We start from the raw sequence: 23,037 nt of genomic DNA, 5'->3' as shown, positions 1-23,037 counted from the left end.
GAAAGAATAGAAATTGCAATTTTCTTGTCCTCAAATTTTTATTTGTGGTTTCTATTTCTTAATTTTACAATATATCTCGTTTAGTTGTATTTGTATTTTGTATTGTAGCTTGCGCTGCCTGCCTGAGAAGGTTCGGCAGCGTATTTTTTTCCAAAAAAGTACATAAATTCTAAATATGGCGTTATTCTTATAAAAAGTCAAGTTGAAATAATGCCATGAAATATATATCAACAATCATAATCTTATTTACAATATTAAACGGATGTACATCCGAAAAGCTTTCCGAACAGAAATTGAAGCAGGTAATCATCACAGGAAAAGAATATGCCACTTTTGAAGAAAAAGAGTCAAGAAACGATATTTCCGGACAATTGGAAGAAAACAGTATAATCTCTTTTTACAGCAGAGGAGGTATAAGTGCAGAAAATATACCACTTACTTACACGCACGGAGTATGGAATTATACTTCCGAACTACAATGGAATACTGATCAGTCGGACGCGGTTGTCAGTGCCTATTACCCTTACATGGAGAGTGATAATTTTACGGTATATGAACCTGACGGAAAATTAAAAGACATTTTATATTATACAGGAAATACCCGATACGGTTCTCCTATTATTTTAAAATTCAGTCATTTATTCTCTCAACTTGTCTTTCATGTTGATCCGCTTCTAAACAAGCAGCTCCAAGAAATACAGTTTACTCCTTCTGTATCAGTACACACATTCGATCCTTTTTCTGCTGAAATAGAATACACAGAAGAGCACCCTTATCCCCAAGTATTTACAAAACAAGAAAATGGTATATATACGCTACTTGTTCCTCCAGCTCCAGAGATACGGGTAGATATAAGTATCACAACTGAAGAGGAAACATACACAGCATCTGTTCATTCTTCAGCCTTTCAAAGCGGATATCGATATAATTATAACATAAAATCATCAAACGACGGATGCGGAATCAGTACAGCTGAAGATTTTATCGCTTTTACTTATCTCATTAATGGAGAAGCGTATGCCGACAGATGTTTAGAAGAGTTCGGAACATCTGTCAATGGAAAAATGACTTATTATCTATTAAATGACATTCATTTTACTCCCGAAGAGTGTGCACGTTTGCAAAGTATCGGACATTATAACCAATCAGGTTTCGAAAACTCAGGATTTATAGATTGCCTGGACGGACAAAATCATACACTGTACGAACTAAAATTAGAGCCTAAAAGCAATATGGACTCATATGCTTTGTTTTCTTTTGTTGATACAGCTGGCATTATCAAGGATTTAAATATTGAGAACGTATCATACTCCAATGCCGGATATACCTGTAAATATGAAGCTATTCTTACAGGTAGAAACAATGGTACAATAACAGGATGTCATATCAAAGGGAACAATTCTTTTACAGGAGAATCGGTTAAGCAGGCTGGCGGTATTGCCGGAATCAATAAAGGATACGTCATTAACTGCTCTGCAGAGAACATTGATTTTCAACTGCCAAAAGCTCAGGCTTCCGGTATCTCTTTCAGTAATTTCGGACAACTGTTAAACTGCTATATGGCAAGTTGTGATTTTACTAATACACTGAGCAGTGGAGGTATCTGCTATACCATGGAACCAAGAAGTGAAATGAAAAATTGCTACACATACAAAACGATAGGATATCCATCAAAAAAGAAATATGGATCACTGGTATATAAAAGCAACAACTGTACGATAGAAAGCGGACTTTACTGCGATGTAGATGTCAGAGGAATATACGACACCTACCAAACTACCCCGAAACAGATATACACATACGATGAAAACACGATGACGGCAGAAAATGATATACCAGTTATCGACATACTTAACAACTGGATATCAGATAATGCACAGCTTTATCCGGAAAAGATCTTTTACCAATGGATTAAAGGAGATATTCCTCCTATAATACTGGAACTCCGCTAGATTTTGTTTTTTTTAGGCTAAAGGACGATGCTTATGAGTAAAATATTGTATTTTTGCCACAAAATCAGTTTTCATGGAAAAAAATAAGAAATTAATCATCGTTATAGCAGCATTGATTGTTGTAATTGCTGGAGTTTCATTTTTAGCGTTCAATGAATTTCGCAAAAATAAAGAAATGACTGAAGTATTCGCCGTCGAAAAAGAAGAGATGGAAAACGAATACAGCACTTTTGCCACTCAATATGACGAGCTTCAGGTACAAATAAATAATGACTCTCTACGCGAAAAGCTGGAAAGTGAAAAGTTAAAGACTCAACGTTTGCTCGAAGAACTCCGTCAGGTAAAAAGTAGCAATGCCGCTGAAATCATACGCTTGAAAAAAGAACTGAAAACTGTTCGTGCCGTATTGAGAAGTTATGTCATGCAAATCGACTCACTGAATCGAATCAATGCTGCACTGATGGAAGAAAATCAGGAAGTGAAAAGTAAATATACAGCAGCTACTGCACAAATCAATACCCTAGCCGCTGAAAAGAAAAATCTTAATGAGCGAGTATCACTGGCAGCCCAGCTTGATGCAACGAATATATCTGCTCTTCCAATGAATAAACGAGGTAAAAAAGCACGTAAAGTAAAGGACGTGAAGAAAATTGCTATCTCGTTCACCATCGTCAAGAATATTACAGCCAAAACGGGTAATAAAACTCTATATATCCGTATTGCCAAACCTAACAACGAAATCTTATCGAAAGGTGATACAACATTCCCATACGAAGATCGTCAGATTACATATTCCATTAAGAAATATATTGAATATACTGGTGAGGAACAAAGCGTTACTGTATATTGGGATGTAGAAGAATTCCTCCCTGCGGGAACATATACTGTATACATCTTTGCTGATGGCAATATGATCGGTCAGAACTCATTCGAAATGAAATAAAACTTTATGAGAAAATACTTAATTTATTTCATACTCAGCTCCATTTTTCCAACGTTTTTTCTATCGTCATGCGGAGAAGACCGTTCTGGTGAATACTATGCCTTAATTGCAAGTAAGACATGGATGTATGAAACCATGCAACAGAATTATCTGTTCTATGAGGATCTTCCTGCTGAAGACGGACTGGATTTTTTCGATAAGCCGGCAGATTTTTTAACATCGGTGGCATCTGATCGTGACCAGAAAAATGGTGTTCTTTTCTCTCACATCGATTCTGTTAAAATATCCCGTGTGCAAAGCAGTTATCCTACATTCGGCATCGAAGGAAGTTTGGTTCGCGGTGTAAGCGGAGACTATTATTATACCATATTATATACTCAACCGGATTCTCCGGCCAGCGAAATGGGATTGAAGCGTGGCGATCATATTTTTATGGTCGACAGTCAGAAAATTACGAGCAGCAATTATACAGAATACTTCCAACGCCCAAGCAAAACTTACCGCTATCAGGTTGCAAGAATGAATGACAACGGAGCTCCAGACAGTCTGGAATTTACGACACCTGCTCCACGAATCGTTGAGGAACCAAGTGTATACTTAACACGCAATTTTACAACATCGGGCGGAAAAAAAGTTTTCTATATCATGTATAACAGTTTCGAAATAACAGAGGAAACTGAGCTGAAAAGCAAATTTGCAGAAGGGCTAGCCTCATCACCCAATGAGATTGTTCTGGATTTAAGATACAACCCCGGTGGCTACGTTTCTACAGCTTTGCTGTTGAGTACCATACTTGCTCCTGCTGATGCAATGGGAAAAACATGTTTCAACCTGATATTTAATGATAAACTGAATAAAACAGAAAATTATGTGTTCGACCCAGCTCTTCTGCAAGGAGTATCCAATGCTTCGTTCGACCATCTTTATGTGCTGACAACAGGAAATACAGCTTCAGCTTCAGAAATCATAATCAACTGCCTGCGCCCATATTTAGGTGACAAATTAATTCAGGTAGGAGAAAATACATTTGGTAAAAATGTAGCTCAAAGTTTATTCACCAATGCAGCTCATCCGCAACTAGAATTCTGGCTAACTACTTCGTACATAAGTAATTCAGAAAATTATTACGATTATTATACAGATGGCCTGAAGCCCGATTATGAAGAAAGTGAGGACCTTACCGGATATTTGGGAGAACTGGGAACAGAACAAGATTCCTTGATGGTCCCTGTATTGTATCACATAGAGCATGGCAATTTCCCATCAACAACTCCTAGTGAAACTAGAATAATGACACGTTGGTTTGGTGTAAACTCTACCCCACAAGTGGTTTCTAATTCTGTCGCCAATAAACCCAAACGTTCAAAACTGACAAGTTTCTAATTTTTCAAAAAGACAGTTAAGCTAAAAAAGCAAAAAAGACACAGAAACGCTCTTCCTTTTCAACCTTTTTACTTGGTGATTTGTTTTTATTATAATACATTTGCAATGTTGCATAAGCAACTAAACACTAAAGAAAATTGGTAATGAAAAGAATTTTAAGTTTCATTTTATTGTTCGGGCTGGTTCTAAATGGTTATGCCCAACGAATCTTAAATTTGGACAGTTGCCGTGCACTGGCTCTCGCGAACAACAAAGAACTACGCATCGCGCAAGAAAAAATAAATGCTGCTCACTACCAGCAAAAAGCAGCATTTACGAATTATCTCCCAAAGATAGATGTGACGGGAAGCTATATGCGTACCCAAAAAGAAATATCTTTACTAAGCAATGACCAGAAACAAGTCATTGGCAATATGGGAACCAGCGTAGGAAACGAACTACAGCATTTTGGACAAGAATTGCAACAAATAGCAATGCAACATCCTGAATTGCTTCCCCTCCTTACCCCTTTAAGTAATGCTATGGGAAAAATTCCAGGAGCATTAAACAATGCAGGACAAAGTATTATTGATGCATTTCGTACTGATACCAGAAATTTATATGTAGGAGCTGCTACCCTTACCCAGCCTATTTTTATGGGAGGAAAAATCGTAGCATATAATAAAATAACGAAGTATGCAGAGCAGTTGGCACAATCACAACATGCTACAGGCATGCAGGATGTAATATTAAGTACGGATCAAGCCTACTGGCAAGTCATCTCTCTGGTCAATAAAAAGAAATTGGCAGAAAGCTTCCTGAAACTTGTTCAAAAGTTAGACTCTGACGTGAGTAAAATGGTTGCCGAAGGAGTAGCTACAACTGCGGATGAACTCAGTGTAAAAGTAAAAGTAAATGAAGCAGAAATAACACTTACTCAGGTAGAAGATGGGTTAAGTCTATCTAAAATGGTACTATGCCAGCTCTGTGGCATCCCATTGGATACAGAAATACGACTGGCAGATGAAGAAATTAAAGATTTGACATTACCCAATACATACACGGAAAGCAATGTAAATACAGCATTTGCAAACCGTCAGGAACTTAAATCGCTAGAACTTGCCGAAAAGATTTACAGACAGAAGGTAAATGTTGCTCGTGCCGAGTTTCTTCCTTCAGTCGGATTAACAGCAAACTACTTATTCACAAATCCTTCACTGACTAATGGATTTGAAAATAAATTCAGAGGAATGTGGGGAATCGGTGTTGTCGTAAAAATACCTGTATTCCATTGGGGAGAAGGTATATACAAAGTCAAAGCTGCTAAAGCTGAAGCCAATATAGCACGCTACCAACTGGAAGACATAAAAGAAAAGGTAGAGCTCCAGGTCACACAAAGCTCGTATAAAGTTAATGAAGCTGTGAAAAAGCTGACCATGGCAGAAAAAAACATGGAAAAAGCCGAAGAAAATTTGCGATATGCTAATCTGGGATTTAAAGAAGGAGTCATACCTGCAAGCAATGTGTTAGAAGCACAAACGGCTTGGTTGTCAGCACAATCTGGCAAGATTGATGCACAAATCGATCTAAAAATGAGTGAAATATATTTGAACAAATCAATGGGAACATTAAAATAATAAATCAATATGACTGAAAAATCTCAACACAGCAATATCATGCTGGCATTTTTTACACTTGCTGCAGTAATTGTCATTGTAAGTATCATCGGATTCTTTACTCTCGGAAAAGGTCCTGAAATTATTCAAGGTCAGGCAGAAGCAACTGAATATCGCGTTTCGAGCAAAGTGCCAGGACGTATACTTAAATTTTTAGTAGATGAAGGAGAAAAAGTAAAGGCTGGAGATACACTTGCTATACTTGAAGCTCCGGATGTACAGGCTAAATTATCTCAGGCACAGGCAGCAGAACAAGCTGCACAGGCTTTAAATGAAAAAGCAATCCGTGGCACTCGTTCAGAACAGTTGCAAGCAGCATTCGAAATGTGGCAAAAGGCAAAAGCTGGTCTGGACATCGCAGAAAAATCATATAACCGTGTAAACAGATTGTATGAAGAAGGAGTTATGTCTGCTCAAAAAAGAGATGAAGCAAAAGCTCAATATGATGCTATGGCCGCAACAGAACGGGCTGCCAAAGCACAATACACAATGGCTAAAAATGGTGCACAACGTGAAGACAAAGCAATGGCAGCAGCTCAGGTAGAGCGTGCGAAAGGTGCTGTGGCCGAAGTTACTTCGTATATAAACGAAACTTATCTGATAGCGTCTGCCGATGGAGAAGTTACAGAAATATTCCCTAAAGTAGGTGAGCTGGTAGGTACTGGAGCTCCAATCATGAATGTTGCTCAGCTAGACGATATGTGGGTAACCTTTAATGTACGAGAAGATTTCTTGAAAGATTTTACCGTAGGAGGGGAAATTACAGCTTATATACCTGCATTAGAAAAGAATGCAACTTTCAAGGTCACATACATGAAAGATTTGGGAACTTATGCAGCATGGAAAGCAACCAAGACAACCGGACAGTTCGATTTAAAAACTTTTGAGGTAAAAGCCAAACCCGTACAAACAGTAGAGAACTTACGCCCCGGCATGTCGGCTATTATTGAAAAATAAAGAATAAACTATGTCAATTACTGTCCATAAACGCCTGTTACAAATTGCGAAACGAGAAGTTATACGCATCGCAACCAAGCCGATGTATCTCTTTTGCATGGTAATAGCTCCGATTTTCAGTTATATTTTCTTTACTACGCTAATGAGCAGCGGGCTACCTACCAATATGCCTGCAGGCGTAGTGGACCTTGACAATACTTCAACTACACGTACGATCATACGTAATCTGGATGCTTTTCAGCAGACTAAAATCGTAGCCCACTACGGTAGTTTTAACGAAGCAAGGGAAGCCATCCAGCGCGGAGAAATTTATTCATTCTATTACATTCCGGAAGGGACTACAGAGAAAGCAATAGCAGGCAGACAACCTAAAGTGTCTTTTTACACAAACTATTCATACCTGATAGCCGGTTCTCTACTTTACAGAGATCAACGTACGATGAGTGAGCTTGCTTCTGCTGCCATAGGTCAGAGTACCTTATTGGCCAAGGGAGCAACAGAAGATCAGGCTGTAGCATTCTTACAACCAATTGTCATTGATACTCACCCACTGAATAATCCCTGGCTAAACTATTCCGTATATCTGTGTAACACACTATTTCCCGGAATATTGATGCTACTGATTTTTCTAATTACAGCATATACAATAGGAGTTGAAATAAAAGAAAATACAGCAAAGGAGTTACTTCATTTAGCAGATAATTCCATTGTTACAGCATTGGTTGGCAAATTATTGCCACAAACAATTCTGTTTTTTATCATAGCTGTATTCTACAATGTATATCTCTATGGATTTTTACATTACCCATGTAACAGTGGTATCTTCCCAATGTTATTGTCAGGACTCTTATTAGTACTGGCTTCACAAGCTGTAGGTCTGTTTTTCTTTGGCCTATTTGGCACGCTTCGTCTAGCTCTTAGTGCAGCCTCACTTTGGGGAGTTTTATCTTTTTCCATTTCAGGATTTACATTTCCGGTTATGGCCATGCATCCGACTCTTCAGGCACTCAGTGTGCTATTCCCATTGAGGCATTACTTTTTACTATATGCCAACCTTGCACTCAACGGTTATCCACTTATTTATGCCTGGCATTCTGTAGTGGCATTAATCATATTTATGCTGCTGCCATTCTTTGTATTGAAGAAACTGCGTACAATCATGTTACACTATACATATATTCCTTAAAAGGTCAATCATGGAAAAATATTCACTCCGACATATTATACGGCAAGGGCTGAATGGACTGTTCTATATATTCAGAAAGGAACTTAAAGCTACGATAAAAGATCAGGGAGTCCTGATATTTTTCCTGCTGGTTCCATTAGCTTACCCGTTGATATATGCTTTCATATATACAAACGAGGTTGTTCGTGAGGTTCCCACAGCAGTGGTAGACGCGAATAACAGTTCTCAAAGCAGAAAATACATACGTATGGTAGATGGAAGTCCCGATGTACATATACAGTCTTATTGCGCCGATATGGAAGAAGCAAGGCTATTGCTTAAGGACCAAAAGGTATATGGCATTATATATATCCCTGAAAGCTTCAGTCAAGATCTGGCCGAAGGTAAGCAAGCTCACGTAAGCATTTATTGCGACATGAGCGGAATGCTTTATTACAAAGCAATTTTGCTGGCAAATACAGAAACCTCCTTGAAAATGAATAAGGAGATTCAGGTAAAGAGATTAGGTAATACAACAGAACGACAAGATGAAATCAGTACAACTCCAATAGAATATGAGTCTGTTTCTTTGTTCAATCCACAAGACGGTTTTGCCAGCTTCCTTATTCCAGCTGTTTTAATACTTATTATCCAACAAACTCTATTGCTGGGAGTAGGTTTGTCTGCTGGAACAGCACGCGAAAACAATCGATTCCGCGACCTTGTACCTATCAGCCGGCAATATCAAGGGACATTACGCATTGTATTAGGAAAATCGCTTGCATACCTGATGATCTATACTGTTATGTCGACATATATTCTCTGTCTGGTTCCTAAAATATTCAGCCTGGTACAGATAGCTCAACCAGCTACTTTATTCTGGTTTACTTTACCTTATCTGCTGGCATGTATTTTCTTTGCCATGACCTGCTCTATATTCGTTCATCACAGAGAATCGTGCATGCTGATATTTGTATTTACCTCTGTACCTTTACTGTTTATATCAGGTATATCATGGCCAGGCGCAGCTATTCCTAAATTTTGGGAAATATTCTCATGGCTCTTCCCTTCTACGTTTGGAATAAACGGTTATGTACGCATCAATACCATGGGAGCAACACTACATGATGTCTTACCTATAATCAGGGGATTATGGATACAAGCCGTAGTGTATTTTATTACAACCTGTATCGTATACCGACGTCAAATCATGTTAAGTCGTAAACACGCGTTAGAACGATTAAAAACTTACCGGAATAAAAAGCGTCTTCAAGCAGGATAAACCCATATCCATATTTTAAAAAGCATTATAAAAAACTCTTCTTTTATCATCTGTAAATGTTTGTTTCCAGAAATAAAAGAAGAGTTTTTGTTTATCAGTGTATCAATATCCTCGAACTATTCATGCAGACTTTCTATGTAAGTATATAGCTTCTTGTAAAAAGCATGCCGGGTTAATGTTGAAGCATCTCCCAATATAATCAGTTTCATACGAGCTCGGGTAATCGCAACATTCATACGTCGTAAATCATTCAGGAAACCAATCTGTCCTTCCTCGTTAGCACGTACCAAACTAATCAGAATCACATCACGTTCCTGTCCCTGAAATCCATCCACAGTATTAATCGTGATAGCCTGCCGGTAAGGCTTAAAAAAAGCATCATTTCGGACAAGACGACGCAAATATTGTACCTGTGCCTTATATGGCGAAATCATACCTACATCAATCCGTTCATTCAAGAAACGTTCCCGTCCTATTTTGGTAATATAACCTTTCAGCTGCTCGATAGATAATTCAGCTTCCGACTTGTTTATTCTTCCATAATTTTCACCAATAAACTCCTCATTACAATCTAATCCTTCAGTATTGATCCATTCAATAGGAGTATCAAAATCGAGAATGCTACGATATTTTACTTCAGGAGCAGACTGCAACATCCCTCCGTAAAACCATTCCGATGAAAAACGCATAATCTCATCATTCATACGATACTGGAGCTTCAGCAGTGAAACAGTATCGGGTTTATTCTTTACAATAGTCTGCATCAGCGTATGTCCCAGTCCTGCACGAAGAGCTTCCGGTGCCTTTACCGTCGGAGGAAGCTGACAATGATCTCCTGCCAATATCACCCGGTCGGCTTTCCGTATCGGAATCCAGCAGGCAGCTTCAAGTGCCTGAGCGGCCTCATCAATAAACAATGTTCCGAATTTCTGCCCTGTCAACAAGCGATTGGCACTGCCAACCAATGTGCAGGCAATTACACGAGCCTCAGAAAATAAAGATTCATTGATACGAATCTCCAATTCTGTTGCACGGTCTTTCAGCGAATTAATCTTTTGCCGGACAGCTTCTCGTTCAGCGCCTTTTCTGCTTCTGGCATACAATTCGCGTATCGCTTTACGAATACTCCATAGCTGCGGATAATCAGGATGAGATTCAAAACGGCGTTCATAAGTGAACGATAACATCTTATCATTCACCCGACTAGGATTTCCTATACGTAATACACTTACTCCCCTGTCGACTAGTTTTTCACTTATCCAGTCGACGGCCATATTACTCTGTGCACAAACCAATACCTGATTTTCCCGATGAAGAGTTTCGTATACAACCTCTACCAGAGTAGTAGTTTTTCCCGTTCCGGGAGGCCCATGTACGATTGCTACATCCTTAGCATGAAGTACTTTATTCATAGCTTCCTCCTGCGTAGCATTTAACCAAGGAAAGCGCAAAGGATGAAACGAAAAAGTAGAAGCAGGTTGAGTTCCATGAAAGATATCACGCAACTCTGCCAAACGATTATTTTTTGCTCCGATAACTTGCTTTAAAGCCTCAAACATCAGGCGATAACTTGTTTCATCAAAATAAAGTTGTACACCTACGACTTCTTTACTTTGCAAGGCAAGCAAAGCATCAACGGAAGGAAGAATCACAACCAACCGATCTTCATCCACGTAGTTTACTGTTGCGACAAAGTTCAGATAATTCAATTTACCCGAAACGTCTTGCGTAAAGAAACATACCGGACGTCCATATTCAAACTGATGTTCGACATCCTTGTCTTCACGTCGCTCAACTTCTATCACCAGCTGATTTAAGGCGTTATAATAATTTCGTCCCAGATTTAACGGATACCAGCACATACCGCGCTTGATTTTCCGTCCAATGCCCATCAGCTCTGTTTGCTGCTTAAACTGTTCCTTTTCGTATTCATATTCTATCTGCAACAATTCATATTGATGTTGCAAATAAAGTACAGGAGATTTTATACACGGATCTTCTCTCATAGGCTAAACATTTATTCCTTCTCACCTTCAGCCAGCATCTGTGCCCGCGACTTACTCTGGGTTACAACATAAACACCTACAAAAATCAATACCGCTGCCAATGCTTTGGTCCAGCCAAAGACTCCCATTCCTAAAAAGACTGATACTGTAGTTCCGACAATGGGCTGTATATAGTTATACATACTTACGACGGTAGGACGAAGTGTCTTCTGACCTACGAGCATCAAAATATAGGCAAAGAATGTTCCGAATAAGACAACATAACCAACTTCCATCCATACCGTAGCAGAGAAAGACATAGTCGTCATTGCTGAAAAATCACGGTAGGAAAAAGGAATGAAACAGATAGCCGCATAAGTAAACATCCATTTCATCAGTGTAAACACATTGTAGCGCGAAATAAGTTTCTTAAATATAGTCAGATAACAGGCAAAACTTACCTGAGCCGTTATGCACAATGCATCTCCCAAAATGCTGCCTCCTCCATCTACCGATCCGCCCTGATTGCTTAAAATCAGCATAAGCGCACCGATTGAGCCTAGAAATATACCAATAACCTTCTTGGGTGTAACAGGTTCTTTCAAAAAAAGTGCAGCCAATATCATAGTTACTATCGGCATGGTAGTAGTTACAATAGAAGCATCTATAGGAGATGTAAGCGACAAACCAAATGTAAAACATCCCTGATTGCACACAATACCCAACAGTCCGGCAAAGAAAAGTAACATCAAATCATGCGAACTAACTTTCTCCTTCGGAGCAAACAATGACGCAATCCAAAAACAAACCGCACCACCTATCATACGCATTGTAGCCAACGACAATCCGGTTATACCAGCTTCCATGGCCGCCTTTCCCATTGGCGACATCAATCCCCACATACTTGCCGCACCCAGCAAAGCAAGATGTGCTCTTATAACTTTTACATTCATGTTTTCTATCATATTTTTTACGATGCAAAGGTAAGAGTTATCCGAAAAAAGAGAGCTGTAAACATTGATTTATTCCAAGATTATCCGTATTTTTGTTTAAAGCGTATAAACAAATACAACCATGAAGAAGCAAGCCGACTACATTAAACGTATCGAAATTAAAGGTCTATGGGGAAGAAAGAATATCTCATGGGACTTACGTGCTGATGTCAACATTTTAAGCGGAGTAAATGGTATTGGTAAAAGTACAATTTTGAACAATTCCGTACGATATCTTAACGAACTGGAAGGGCATGCATTGACTAATGGCGTACAGCCGGGAGTTTCTTTCGTATTCTCTCCTGAAGATGCTAATTTCATCCGATTTGACGTAATCCGTAGTTTCGACCGTCCGCTAATCAATTCCGGACTGCTTGAAAAGATAGGAAACTCAAATGTAAAAACAGAACTCGACTGGCAATTATATCTGCTTCAGCGTCGCTATCTGGATTATCAGGTAAATATCGGAAACAGAATTATCGAACTGCTTACAAGCGGAGTTATAGAAGATCAGGCTCGTGCTGCTGAAGTTTCACGTCCCAAAACAAAATTCCAGGACTTAATGGATGATCTTTTCAGCGAAACCGGAAAAAAAATAAACCGCAGAAGCAACGAAATCTTATTCGAGCAAGATGGTGATATATTAACTCCTTACCAGCTGTCATCAGGAGAAAAACAAATGCTTGTCATTTTGCTTACCGTACTGGTACAAGACAATCAGCCATTTGCACTATTTATGGATGAGCCCGAAATATCTCTTCATGTAGAATGGCAACAACGGTTGATTTCACTCATCCGAAGCTTAAACCCTAATGTACAGATCATACTTACCACCCACTCTCCTGCCTTAATTATGAACGGATGGATAGATGCAGTGACAGAAGTAAGTGATATAACTACTCATTAAACAATTACGGCTATGGGAAAAAGACTTACAGAAAACCTTTCTTCACTCTATATTGGAGCAGCCAACAGTCTGAAGCCAAAACAAGCAAAAAGAAAAATCGTCGCATATGTAGAAAGTTACGATGACATATCTTTTTGGCGTTCCCTTCTGGTCGAATATGAGAATGACAAACGTTACTTTGAAGTCATGTTGCCATCCCGAAGTTCACTTGCCAAGGGAAAGAAATCAGTTTTGATGAACGAACTGGGAAGTCGTCTGGGAGAAAATATGATAGCCTGTGTTGACAGTGATTACGATTATCTTCTTCAAGGAAGGACTCAAACGTCACGGTATATCATCAACAGCCCCTACGTATTACAGACGTACGCCTATGCCATAGAAAATTACCACTGCTATGCCGAAGGCTTACACGAAGCGTGTGTTACAGCTACGCTAAACGACCATAAACTGATTGACTTTCCTGCCTTCATGAAACTCTATTCAGAAATAGCCTATCCGCTTTTCATCTGGTCTGTATGGTTTTACCGCCAACATAATTTATCAGAATTTTCCTTACTGGATTTCTGCTCTTTCGTAAAGTTAGACCAAGTCAGTACACGCCATCCTGAAAAAAGTCTGGAAATCATGTCCAAAAAAGTCAACCGTAAACTTCATGAGTTAGAAAGACGGCATGTAGAAGCTCTGGAAGAGATCGAAGATATGAAAAAAGAGTTCCGTACATTGGGAGTGTACCCGGACAATACTTACATGTTCATTCAAGGGCATCACATTATGGACAATGTCATACTGCGTCTGCTGATTCCGGTATGCACAGTACTCCGCCGCGAACGTGAACAACAAATACACGATTTAGCTTTACACGACATTCAGTTACATAATGAGCTCACAGCCTATCAGCGTAGTCAGGTTGATATAGAAGTGGTTATCCGTAAAAATCCCCATTACCAGTCATCACCTCTTTATCAGATGATCCGGCGAGATATAGAAGCATTTCTGAAAATAGCCAAATAAATATCTGAGAGTGTGCCCCGAAAGACATCACGACACACTCTCAGAAAAAATTATATCTCATACCCTAACCTGATTAGTCCGACCCAATTACATTCACGAGTGTTGGCTATCAGATGGAAGGCAGGCTGTACATATCCGCTTTTCCCAAACAAGAACTTACAAGTCAACTCACTTGCCCATTCATGTTCAGTTGTAAAATCCGCATAATCAGCAAACACACCTCCTTCTATTTTCTTATAACGCATTACAAGTCCACCACCTACATAACTACGGCATCCTTGTTTCTCTGTCGGATTTATGGAATATTGAAACAAAGCATACAGACCAGAAGAAAGTTTTTGTTCCGCATATCCCCAAAGTACTGTATTCAACTTTTTCTTTTCTTCCGTTTCACCATTTCCACTTTCATCACCAGCAGACATCCCGCTATGTAAAGCAATGCCCATATAATAACCGCTATCATTGTTTTGATAATTTAATGATGTAATACTCAATATTCCATCCGTTTTCGGACAAAAACGAAAAACATTTTCCTTTCCGACAAACATGTTATAGCCGGTTCCATTATAAATGGAAGTTTCCATATGCCAGTTTCCCAGCTTCAACTTATAATCCATACCTACTGAAGCCACCGGATAATTTGCAATCGGATAATTAGCCGACAAAGTAGGGAATATACCGCATGAGCTATTGGTAAACAAAGATGTACACGGTGAATTAAAATAATCTTCATTCAGATTCCGTATTCCAACAAAAAGAGAAGAAGCCCCTACATGCCAGTTTATCCCTAATATGGCTAAAGCCAGAGGCAAGTTTTCCTCTTCAATATTCGAATATACTTGCAAATCATCAACCAGCTTCTTATCACTCGTTCGTGCCACACTGATAGAAGCAACCTCAATGTTAACCGAATTACCTAAGGATTGCAGGAAATCAGTACGAAGTAAATTCACCCATTTTGCTCCTTTACGAAAATCAGTTTGAAATTCAGTAGTGTAGGTCAGATTAAAATCCTGAGCTGCAAGGTAATGGTTTGTAAATGTAACCATTACCACAGCAGCACATAAAACAAATCTCTTCACAATCATTTATCACAACCATTTTACAAATCGCTTGATATACCAGTTTTTTATCATTTGAGTCAGTACACAGTATGAAAGCAGAATACCGACAAGCCAGGGGAAATAGCTTAATGGCAAAGGTTCAAGTCCGATTGAAGTTCCGAAAGGAGAGAAAGGAATGATAATTCCAATAACCATTATCAGCACAGTCAGTCCGGTAACCTGCCACGAAGCACAACTTTGTATAAATGGTATTTTCTGCGTACGAATCATATGAACAATCAATGTCTGCGACAGTAAACCTTCTATAAACCAGCCCGACTGAAACAACGTCTGATGCTCCACAGAATTACAGCTGAACACATACCACATCACCAGATAAGTAACAATATCAAAAATAGAACTTATCGGTCCGATGAATATCATAAAACGGCTAATATCAGAAGCATCCCATTTACGAGGCTTACGGAGATAATCAGCATCCATACGGTCAAAAGGAATGGTAGTCTGCGAAATATCATAAAGCAAATTCTGAATCAGCAGATGAATCGGCAACATCGGAAGGAAAGGCAAAAATGCACTTGCAGCCATTACACTAAACATATTTCCAAAATTCGAACTTGCTGTCATCTTTATATACTTAGTGGTATTTCCAAATGTTTTTTTACCCTCAAGTACACCATCTTCCAACACCGTCAAGTCCTTTTCCAGTAGAATAATATCTATTTGGCTATATCTACAGCAGAATCAACCGAAATGCCGATATCCGACTGACGCAAAGCAGCAGCATCATTAATACCGTCACCCAAGAATCCTACAGTATTCTGCTGCTCTTGAAGCAACATAATGATCTGTGTCTTCTGAATAGGAGTTAATTTACGGTCCAGCTATTATCAGTCAAAAAATACAGACTGGATCGAACAGGCCAACCTGAATTATCGTCATCACGACCTGGATATTTTCGGCTCCATTTACTTTAGTAATATGAAGTATATACAGGATTATACCGTTATTCTTAAGAAAAGAGGAACGCAGGAATGGACCCATAACATGAACAGTTTCAACGATAATTTATCCAAGATACTGGAAGGCAATATCGGATTCAATTATCAAATAAACGACAAGCATACATTGGGAATGAAATATCAACCTAACAAACAGCTTTCTCCAGATGGATCCAGAGAAACCTATACACATGTAACCACCGACAATCAGCTTTACGACGAAATATATTCTACCGCCAACAATTATACCGACGATGATTGGGGACATGAAATCAATGCATATTATAACGGTATAGTCGGTACTGCAAATATTGATTTCAATATAGACTATTTCCAAAATGGTAACCGGGAATACTCCAATGTAAAAGAGTTGAGTGAAAAGTATGAAGATCGCGATGTACATTCAATAGGAGATGTAAAGAACCGTCTGGTTGCCGGAAAACTCATAGTTTCCTTGCCTTTAGGAAAAGGAACACTTGCCGTAGGAAGTGAGGTAACCTATACACATCGAAATGATGATTATCTTAATGAAGAAAATTATGTACCCACTTCATACAGCAAGCTTAAAGAAATAAATGCTGCCGGATTCGCAGAATATAGCCAGAACTTCCCGTGGGGCGACTGGTCTGTTGGAGTAAGATACGAACATGATAAATTCGACTATTTCGAGAATAACCAACATATAGATGAACAGAGCCGGACATTCGACAATGTATTTCCTCATCTGTCGTTCTCTACCAAATGGGGAAATATACAGACCCAGTTAAGTTACACAGCAAAAACAGTCAGACCTTCTTATCAACAACTTAGTAACAATGTTTCCTACTCAGACCGTTTCATCCAGCAAAAGGGAACTCCGACACTTCGCCCAACCATTATACACGACCTGTCATTGGCTACCGTATGGAAATGGTTACAGCTCAGTCTGTCTTACAGTCAGACTAAAAACTGGATATTATATTGGGGTGAATTGACAGAAGAAGATGGTTCACAGACCATGTTAAGCTATCGTAACTGGAATAAATCCATTCCAACTTTCTCAGCTTTTCTTTCGGTCTCACCTAAAATAGGCTGCTGGTCACCAATGATTGGAATAGGTGTAAAAAAACAATGGCTTACAGTAGAATCCTTTAGCAAACCTTTCGATATGAAAACTCCAGTTTATGTAGCAAACTTCAATAATACCATCGAATTGCCAAAAGAATTTATTATCGGACTGGATGCCAATATCCAAAGTAAAGGTGCTTATCAGAATATTTACATAGAACATCCGACAGGCAGCATAAATCTGTCTGTCAGAAAAAGTTTCTTGAAAGATGCTCTCAGTGTTGAATTGAAAGGCAGTGACTTACTCGATACAAACAAAGATTATTATCACTTATATTCTGGAGATTATAATATTTATCAAAAAAATTCTTACGATAATCGTGAGTTTTCTGTAACAATAAGATACAAGTTCAATACAGCCAAGAGCAAATACAAAGGTACCGGAGCCGGTGAAAGCCAGAAAAACCGTATGTAATTTGTAGATATTATCAGTAAAAACACACATAATTTTGCTTCAATCCAGGTAATAAATTGATAAACCGATAATGGAGCAATAAAGGAAATTTGTAACAATTAGAGGTCTACAAAAAAACATGCTGATAAATGCAGAAAAACATCTCGATATTTTCAAAAAAATTGTAGAAATTTCCAGATGTTTTGTACAAAAAATCTAGCTATTCTGCTGAGCTTTTTAAAAGAGTTCACAGAGAGTAAGAAAAGAGAAAAGAACGTTTTTCCCATAATACAAGGAAAGACAAAAAATAGCCTGCCCGGACAACGATTTCCTCGTCGTTCAGGCAGGATATTATATGTATCTCAAGAATTATTTTTCAGGAGTATTTTCCAACGTTGCAGTCAGGAAGTCATAGAACTTCGAAACTGAAGGAATGTGACAACGTTCTTCCGGAGTATGCGGGCACTGCAAAGTAGGACCGAAAGAAATCATATCAAGTCCCGGAACTACTGCTCCGATAATACCACATTCCAGTCCGGCATGTATAACCTTCACTTCAGGAAGTTCGCCAAACTGTGCCTTATACGATTCCTTCATGGCGTGAAGGATAGGAGAATTAACATTTGGTTCCCATCCTGAATAGCTGCCTGAACGTTCTACATGCATACCAGCCATAGAGAAGCAGCTTTCGATAGCTGTATTACGGTAATCTTTCATTGATTCACGAGAACTACGTGTCAAAACTTTAACAGCTGCCTTTCCATTGGCAATTTCAACAATGGCAAGGTTAGAAGATGTTTCTACTGTATCAGGAATAGTCGGGATGAAACGTTCCACTCCGTTAGGACATGCATAGATAGCATCTACCAAGTTATCGCGGATTTCTTCAGGAACCATGTACTTCGGCAATTCCACACGTTCTGCCTTAAAGCTCAGTCCTTCTTCGATTGTAGCAAATTCATCACGCCATACTTGTTCACACTCACCAACGAATGCCAGTACATCTTCTACTTCTGTTTCGGGTACAGTAATCACAACTTCGCATTCACGAGGAATAGCATTACGCATGTTTCCACCTTCCCACGATACCAGACAAGCTTCATCGTATGCAATAACCTGATTCAGGAAGCGAGCCATAAGCTTGTTTGCATTGGCATGTCCCCAGCCAATCTGTATACCAGAGTGACCACCACGCAGACCTTTCAGAGTAACTTTCAAAGCTACATCTTCCGGATCGGTTTCTTCTTCCTTATATTCCAGTGTAGCTGTCAGATCTTCACCACCGGCACAACCGATATACAGCTCACCTTCTTCTTCAGAATCGAGGTTCAGCAAAATATCGCCTTCTATTTCTCCAGGTTTCAAGCCGAAAGCGCCATACATACCAGTTTCTTCATCGGCAGTGATCAGTGCAACCAATGGGCCGTGTTTTAATGTTTTATCTTCCATTACAGCCATGATTGCAGCTACCCCCATACCGTTGTCCGAACCAAGTGTAGTGCCTTTTGCCTTCACCCATTCACCGTCTACATAAACCTGAATAGGATCGTTTTCGAAATCATGCTGTGTATCTTTGTTCTTTTGTGGAACCATATCCATGTGTGCCTGCAAGATAACCGTCTTACGGTTTTCCATGCCCGGAGTGGCAGGCTTGCGGTAAATGATGTTTCCAGCCTCATCCTGAAAAGCTTCAATACCAGCATTCTTACCGAACTCCAGTAAAAATGACTGAACTTTTGCCAAATGTCCTGACGGGCGAGGCACTTGAGTTAACGAATAAAAATGCTTCCACACATTCTGTGGAGCCAGAGAAAGAATTTCATTCATAGGTTTTAGTTTTATTTTTATTTGTAAGCGGCAAAGCCACCAGTCCATATATTCCTAACAAAATTAATAAAAAGGTTTGAATACCATGCACTAAAAGCGCAAATATTCCTGCATCTTCCTTACTTACTCCGTACATCATCATCATGGTGATGACAGCAAAGTGCCACGGACCCGCTCCATTTGGTGTAGGAACAATAACGGCAATACTCCCTACCACAAACAATACCAGTCCGGCAACCCAGCCTAGTCCGGCAGAAAAGTCGAAACAGTAAAACGTCAGATAAAAATGCAGATAATAACATAACCAGATAGCGACAGTATAAATGATATACAATACCGGACGGTGTACCTGACGGATGGAAAGACATCCTAGCCAGACATTTTTAATCAGTCCCCTGACCTTAGCAAAAATTGTCAGATTACGTATCAGCCAGAAAAGCAGAACCAAAGCCGCTACTATACAGATTAACGTTATATAAAAATTAGTCGACGAAAACAAATGCAGAAAAAAAGCTCCGTCAGTACCTGTTATACGAAAGAAACGGGCAAAGACTCCCGACTGAAGCAACAGCGTACCTGCGGTAATAAGCAGTACACAGACAGAATCAACTAAACGTTCGGAAACGACCGTTCCAAGAGATTTGGAAAAAGAAGCATTGTCATATTTTGCAAGTATGCCGCAGCGCGAAACCTCTCCTACCCGAGGTAAAACCAGATTGGCCGCATAAGCAATAAATATGGCATACACACTATTCGAAATTTTAGGATGTTCACCAAGAGGAGCCAATGCCAGGTTCCAGCGCCACCCGCGAAACAGATGACCGAAGACGCCAAAAACCAGTGAAAAAAGCATCCAGCCATAATTCATACCTCCGTCCATCACCTCATAAACATGCCGGAAGTTGAATCCATGATACGTCCATAGCAAAATAACCGCCCCTAACACCAAAGGCAAAGCTACCTGAAAGACTTTATTTATGAGTTTTTTTATATCAGTTCGTTCCAAAACCTAATCATTTATTAAAGATTAATGCTTACATTTGCACGATGCAAAGATAATATCTTGCTAGAATAAATCTTTATTTATATCGAGAAAATACATACGGAATGAAATTAGTTAAACCGAAAAAGTTCTTAGGACAGCACTTTCTGAAAGACTTGCAAGTGGCAAAAGACATAGCCGATACAGTAGATACCTGCCCTGACCTGCCGATATTGGAAGTAGGACCTGGTATGGGAGTGTTGACGCAATTTCTCATCCCGAAAGGAAGACCGGTAAAGGTAGTAGAACTGGATTTTGAATCAGTTGCTTACCTACGGGAGAATTTTGCAGAGCTGGGTGACAATATTATTGAACAGGACTTTCTGAAAATGGATTTATCTGCTCTGTTCAATGGAAACCCTTTTGTCCTGACAGGTAACTATCCGTATAATATCTCCAGCCAGATATTTTTTAAAATGCTCGATTACAAAGATCTGATACCTTGCTGTACAGGCATGATACAGAAAGAAGTAGCCGAACGTATCGCCGCTTGTCCGGGAAACAAGACATACGGTATTCTGAGCGTACTGATTCAGGCTTGGTATAAAGTAGAATATCTGTTTACCGTACACGAGCATGTGTTTAATCCTCCTCCCAAGGTTAAAAGTGCCGTAATACGCATGACACGCAACGAAACCAAGGAGCTGGGATGTAACGAGAAGCTGTTCAAGCAAATAGTAAAAACTACGTTCAACCAACGTCGCAAGACATTGCGTAACTCCATTTCTCCGATACTGGAAAAAGGAAACCCACTCAGTGCAGATCCTATATTCAACAAACGTCCGGAACAGTTATCGGTAGAAGACTTCATAGAATTGACCAACCGGGTGGAACAGGCACTCGCAACTGAGTAAGGTATGGAAAGCGAAGAAATTAAAAAGGTATCAGAACTGATCGAAAATAAAAAATCGGAGGAACTAAAAGAGTTTCTGCAAGAACTGCATCCAGCCGATATTGCCGAATTGTGCGATGAACTTGATGCAGAAGAAGCGCGCTCCATTTATCTGTTACTCGACAATGAAAAAGCTGCCGACGTACTGATTGAAATGGATGAAGACGCGCGTAAGAAATTCCTCGAAATATTGCCTTCGGAAACTATTGCCAAACGTTTTGTCGACTACATGGACTCTGATGATGCTGTAGACATCATCCGTGACATGGACGAGGACAAGCAGGAGGAAATTCTTTCGCACATCGAAGACATCGAACAGGCAGGCGACATTGTAGATCTGTTGAAATACGATGAAGATACAGCCGGTGGTTTGATGGGTACAGAAATGGTTATCGTAAATGAAAACTGGAGTATGCCCGAATGCCTTCGCGAAATGAGAATTCAGGCCGAGGAAATGGACGAAATCTACTATGTGTATGTAGTAGATGACGATGAACGGTTGCGTGGAGTATTTCCTTTAAAGAAAATGATCACCAGCCCATCGGTTTCGAAAGTAAAGCATGTAATGAAAAAAGATCCGATATCGGTACATGTAGATACCCCGCTGGAAGAAGTAGTACAAGTCATCGAGAAATACGACTTAGTGGCTGTTCCGGTAGTAGACAGTATCGGACGCCTGGTAGGACGTATTACAGTAGACGACGTAATGGATGAAGTTCGCGAACAGGCCGAAAGAGATTACCAGTTGGCTTCCGGTTTGTCACAGGACGTAGAATCGCACGATAATGTATTCCGTCAGACAACGGCACGTCTCCCCTGGCTGCTCATTGGTATGCTGGGAGGTATCGGAAACTCCATGATATTGGGTAATTTTGATACAACTTTTGCGGCACATCCCGAAATGGCCCTGTATATTCCGCTTATCGGTGGAACAGGAGGAAATGTAGGAACACAATCGTCTGCTCTTGTCGTTCAGGGACTTGCCAACAGTTCGCTCGACTCTGGAAATACTTTTCAGCAAATATTAAAGGAATCGGTCGTTGCTCTTATTAATGCAACAATCATTTCCATGCTGGTATATATTTACAACTTTATCCGTTTTGGAGCGACCGCTACAGTCAGTTATTCTGTTTCCATCAGCCTGTTTGCCGTAGTTATGTTTGCTTCTATTTTCGGTACACTCGTTCCCATGACACTGGAAAAACTGAAAATTGATCCGGCAATTGCTACCGGACCGTTTATATCAATCACCAATGACATTATAGGTATGATGATGTACATGGGAATCACCGTATTGCTTTCTTAAATATTTTCATACATGGAGGCTTGTTCTTATAAATACTGAAACAGCCTCCATGCCTTTTATTCTTAATAAGGAATCCCCAAAACTTATTTAATGCAAAAAAATTTAGAAAAAAATATTGAAAATCAGATTTTATTCTTTTAATTTGTAACTACGGATTAAGATAAGCCGACAT

General features: G+C 39.5%; 17 protein-coding genes and 1 pseudogene. 12 read left to right on the top strand and 6 right to left on the bottom strand.

The window, feature by feature from the left end; genetic code table 11:
* Positions 1 to 215 precede the first annotated feature (215 nt).
* The 7 genes from BACCOP_RS01285 to BACCOP_RS01255 all read left to right on the top strand — a co-directional run bounded on the left by BACCOP_RS01285 (position 216) and on the right by BACCOP_RS01255 (position 9,337).
* Complete coding sequence (locus BACCOP_RS01285) at positions 216 to 1,952, top strand: fimbrillin family protein (protein WP_007565339.1); 1,737 nt, start codon at positions 216 to 218, stop codon at positions 1,950 to 1,952.
* Positions 1,953 to 2,025: 73 nt separating this feature from the next.
* Positions 2,026 to 2,895 carry a hypothetical protein gene (locus BACCOP_RS01280; protein WP_007565337.1) on the top strand — a complete coding sequence of 290 codons (870 nt, stop codon included), beginning with the start codon at positions 2,026 to 2,028 and terminating at the stop codon, positions 2,893 to 2,895.
* A gap of 6 nt (positions 2,896 to 2,901) precedes the next feature.
* Positions 2,902 to 4,278, top strand: coding sequence for a S41 family peptidase (locus tag BACCOP_RS01275; RefSeq protein ID WP_040311696.1), 1,377 nt, complete (start codon positions 2,902 to 2,904; stop codon positions 4,276 to 4,278).
* 143 nt (positions 4,279 to 4,421) lie between these two features.
* Positions 4,422 to 5,894, top strand: a complete 1,473-nt coding sequence (locus BACCOP_RS01270; RefSeq protein ID WP_007565334.1) for a TolC family protein — start codon at positions 4,422 to 4,424, stop codon at positions 5,892 to 5,894.
* A gap of 9 nt (positions 5,895 to 5,903) precedes the next feature.
* On the top strand, positions 5,904 to 6,890 hold the full coding sequence (locus BACCOP_RS01265; RefSeq protein ID WP_007565332.1) for an HlyD family secretion protein: 987 nt from the start codon (positions 5,904 to 5,906) through the stop codon (positions 6,888 to 6,890).
* 10 nt (positions 6,891 to 6,900) lie between these two features.
* Positions 6,901 to 8,076, top strand: coding sequence for an ABC transporter permease (locus tag BACCOP_RS01260; protein ID WP_007565330.1), 1,176 nt, complete (start codon positions 6,901 to 6,903; stop codon positions 8,074 to 8,076).
* 10 nt (positions 8,077 to 8,086) lie between these two features.
* Positions 8,087 to 9,337, top strand: a complete 1,251-nt coding sequence (locus BACCOP_RS01255) for an ABC transporter permease (protein WP_007565328.1) — start codon at positions 8,087 to 8,089, stop codon at positions 9,335 to 9,337.
* A 116-nt stretch (positions 9,338 to 9,453) separates the two neighbouring features.
* Here the strand turns inward: BACCOP_RS01255 and BACCOP_RS01250 are convergent, their stop codons facing one another.
* Both BACCOP_RS01250 and BACCOP_RS01245 read right to left on the bottom strand, forming a co-directional pair.
* Entirely contained in the window at positions 9,454 to 11,343 is a 1,890-nt protein-coding gene (locus tag BACCOP_RS01250; protein WP_007565326.1) for an AAA domain-containing protein, read from the bottom strand.
* A gap of 11 nt (positions 11,344 to 11,354) precedes the next feature.
* Entirely contained in the window at positions 11,355 to 12,287 is a 933-nt protein-coding gene (locus BACCOP_RS01245) for a DMT family transporter (RefSeq protein WP_007565325.1), read from the bottom strand.
* Positions 12,288 to 12,396: 109 nt separating this feature from the next.
* Between BACCOP_RS01245 and BACCOP_RS01240 the strand changes: the two genes are divergently transcribed.
* Together BACCOP_RS01240 and BACCOP_RS01235 are read left to right on the top strand one after the other, a co-directional pair.
* Positions 12,397 to 13,221: an AAA family ATPase gene (locus BACCOP_RS01240; RefSeq protein ID WP_007565323.1), complete on the top strand. Its 825-nt coding sequence runs from the start codon at positions 12,397 to 12,399 to the stop codon at positions 13,219 to 13,221.
* A gap of 12 nt (positions 13,222 to 13,233) precedes the next feature.
* The gene (locus tag BACCOP_RS01235; RefSeq protein ID WP_007565321.1) at positions 13,234 to 14,232 is read left to right on the top strand and encodes a DUF4435 domain-containing protein; all 999 of its coding nucleotides are present in this window, start codon (positions 13,234 to 13,236) and stop codon (positions 14,230 to 14,232) included.
* A 50-nt stretch (positions 14,233 to 14,282) separates the two neighbouring features.
* Here BACCOP_RS01235 and BACCOP_RS01230 read toward each other — a convergent pair whose 3' ends face one another.
* Complete coding sequence (locus BACCOP_RS01230; RefSeq protein ID WP_007565319.1) at positions 14,283 to 15,320, bottom strand: hypothetical protein; 1,038 nt, start codon at positions 15,318 to 15,320, stop codon at positions 14,283 to 14,285.
* A gap of 3 nt (positions 15,321 to 15,323) precedes the next feature.
* A pseudogene (locus BACCOP_RS01225) lies at positions 15,324 to 16,171 on the bottom strand (HAD-IC family P-type ATPase); the annotation flags it as partial.
* 106 nt (positions 16,172 to 16,277) lie between these two features.
* Here BACCOP_RS01225 and BACCOP_RS01220 point away from each other — a divergent pair.
* Positions 16,278 to 17,819 (top strand): outer membrane beta-barrel family protein, encoded by a 1,542-nt coding sequence (locus BACCOP_RS01220; protein ID WP_007565314.1) that lies wholly within the window; start codon positions 16,278 to 16,280, stop codon positions 17,817 to 17,819.
* 348 nt (positions 17,820 to 18,167) lie between these two features.
* On the opposite strand, the gene BACCOP_RS01215 is transcribed toward BACCOP_RS01220, so the two are convergent.
* Together BACCOP_RS01215 and BACCOP_RS01210 are read right to left on the bottom strand one after the other, a co-directional pair.
* Positions 18,168 to 19,625 (bottom strand): aminoacyl-histidine dipeptidase, encoded by a 1,458-nt coding sequence (locus BACCOP_RS01215; RefSeq protein ID WP_007565312.1) that lies wholly within the window; start codon positions 19,623 to 19,625, stop codon positions 18,168 to 18,170.
* Positions 19,618 to 20,631: a lysylphosphatidylglycerol synthase transmembrane domain-containing protein gene (locus BACCOP_RS01210; protein ID WP_007565310.1), complete on the bottom strand. Its 1,014-nt coding sequence runs from the start codon at positions 20,629 to 20,631 to the stop codon at positions 19,618 to 19,620. Before BACCOP_RS01210 ends, BACCOP_RS01215 begins: the two co-directional genes overlap by 8 nt.
* Before the next feature lie 101 nt (positions 20,632 to 20,732).
* Between BACCOP_RS01210 and rsmA the strand changes: the two genes are divergently transcribed.
* Together rsmA and mgtE are read left to right on the top strand one after the other, a co-directional pair.
* Positions 20,733 to 21,521, top strand: coding sequence for a 16S rRNA (adenine(1518)-N(6)/adenine(1519)-N(6))-dimethyltransferase RsmA (gene rsmA / locus BACCOP_RS01205; protein ID WP_007565308.1), 789 nt, complete (start codon positions 20,733 to 20,735; stop codon positions 21,519 to 21,521).
* 3 nt (positions 21,522 to 21,524) lie between these two features.
* A complete protein-coding gene (gene mgtE, locus BACCOP_RS01200; RefSeq protein ID WP_007565306.1) occupies positions 21,525 to 22,865 on the top strand; it encodes a magnesium transporter in 1,341 nt (446 codons plus the stop codon).
* Positions 22,866 to 23,037: the final 172 nt, after the last annotated feature.

The organism is Phocaeicola coprocola DSM 17136 (assembly GCF_000154845.1).
GTDB classification, from domain to species: Bacteria; Bacteroidota; Bacteroidia; order Bacteroidales; family Bacteroidaceae; genus Phocaeicola; species Phocaeicola coprocola.
The sequence above is the reverse complement of the archived record's forward strand: the minus strand, read 5'-3'. Positions and strand labels throughout refer to the sequence as shown.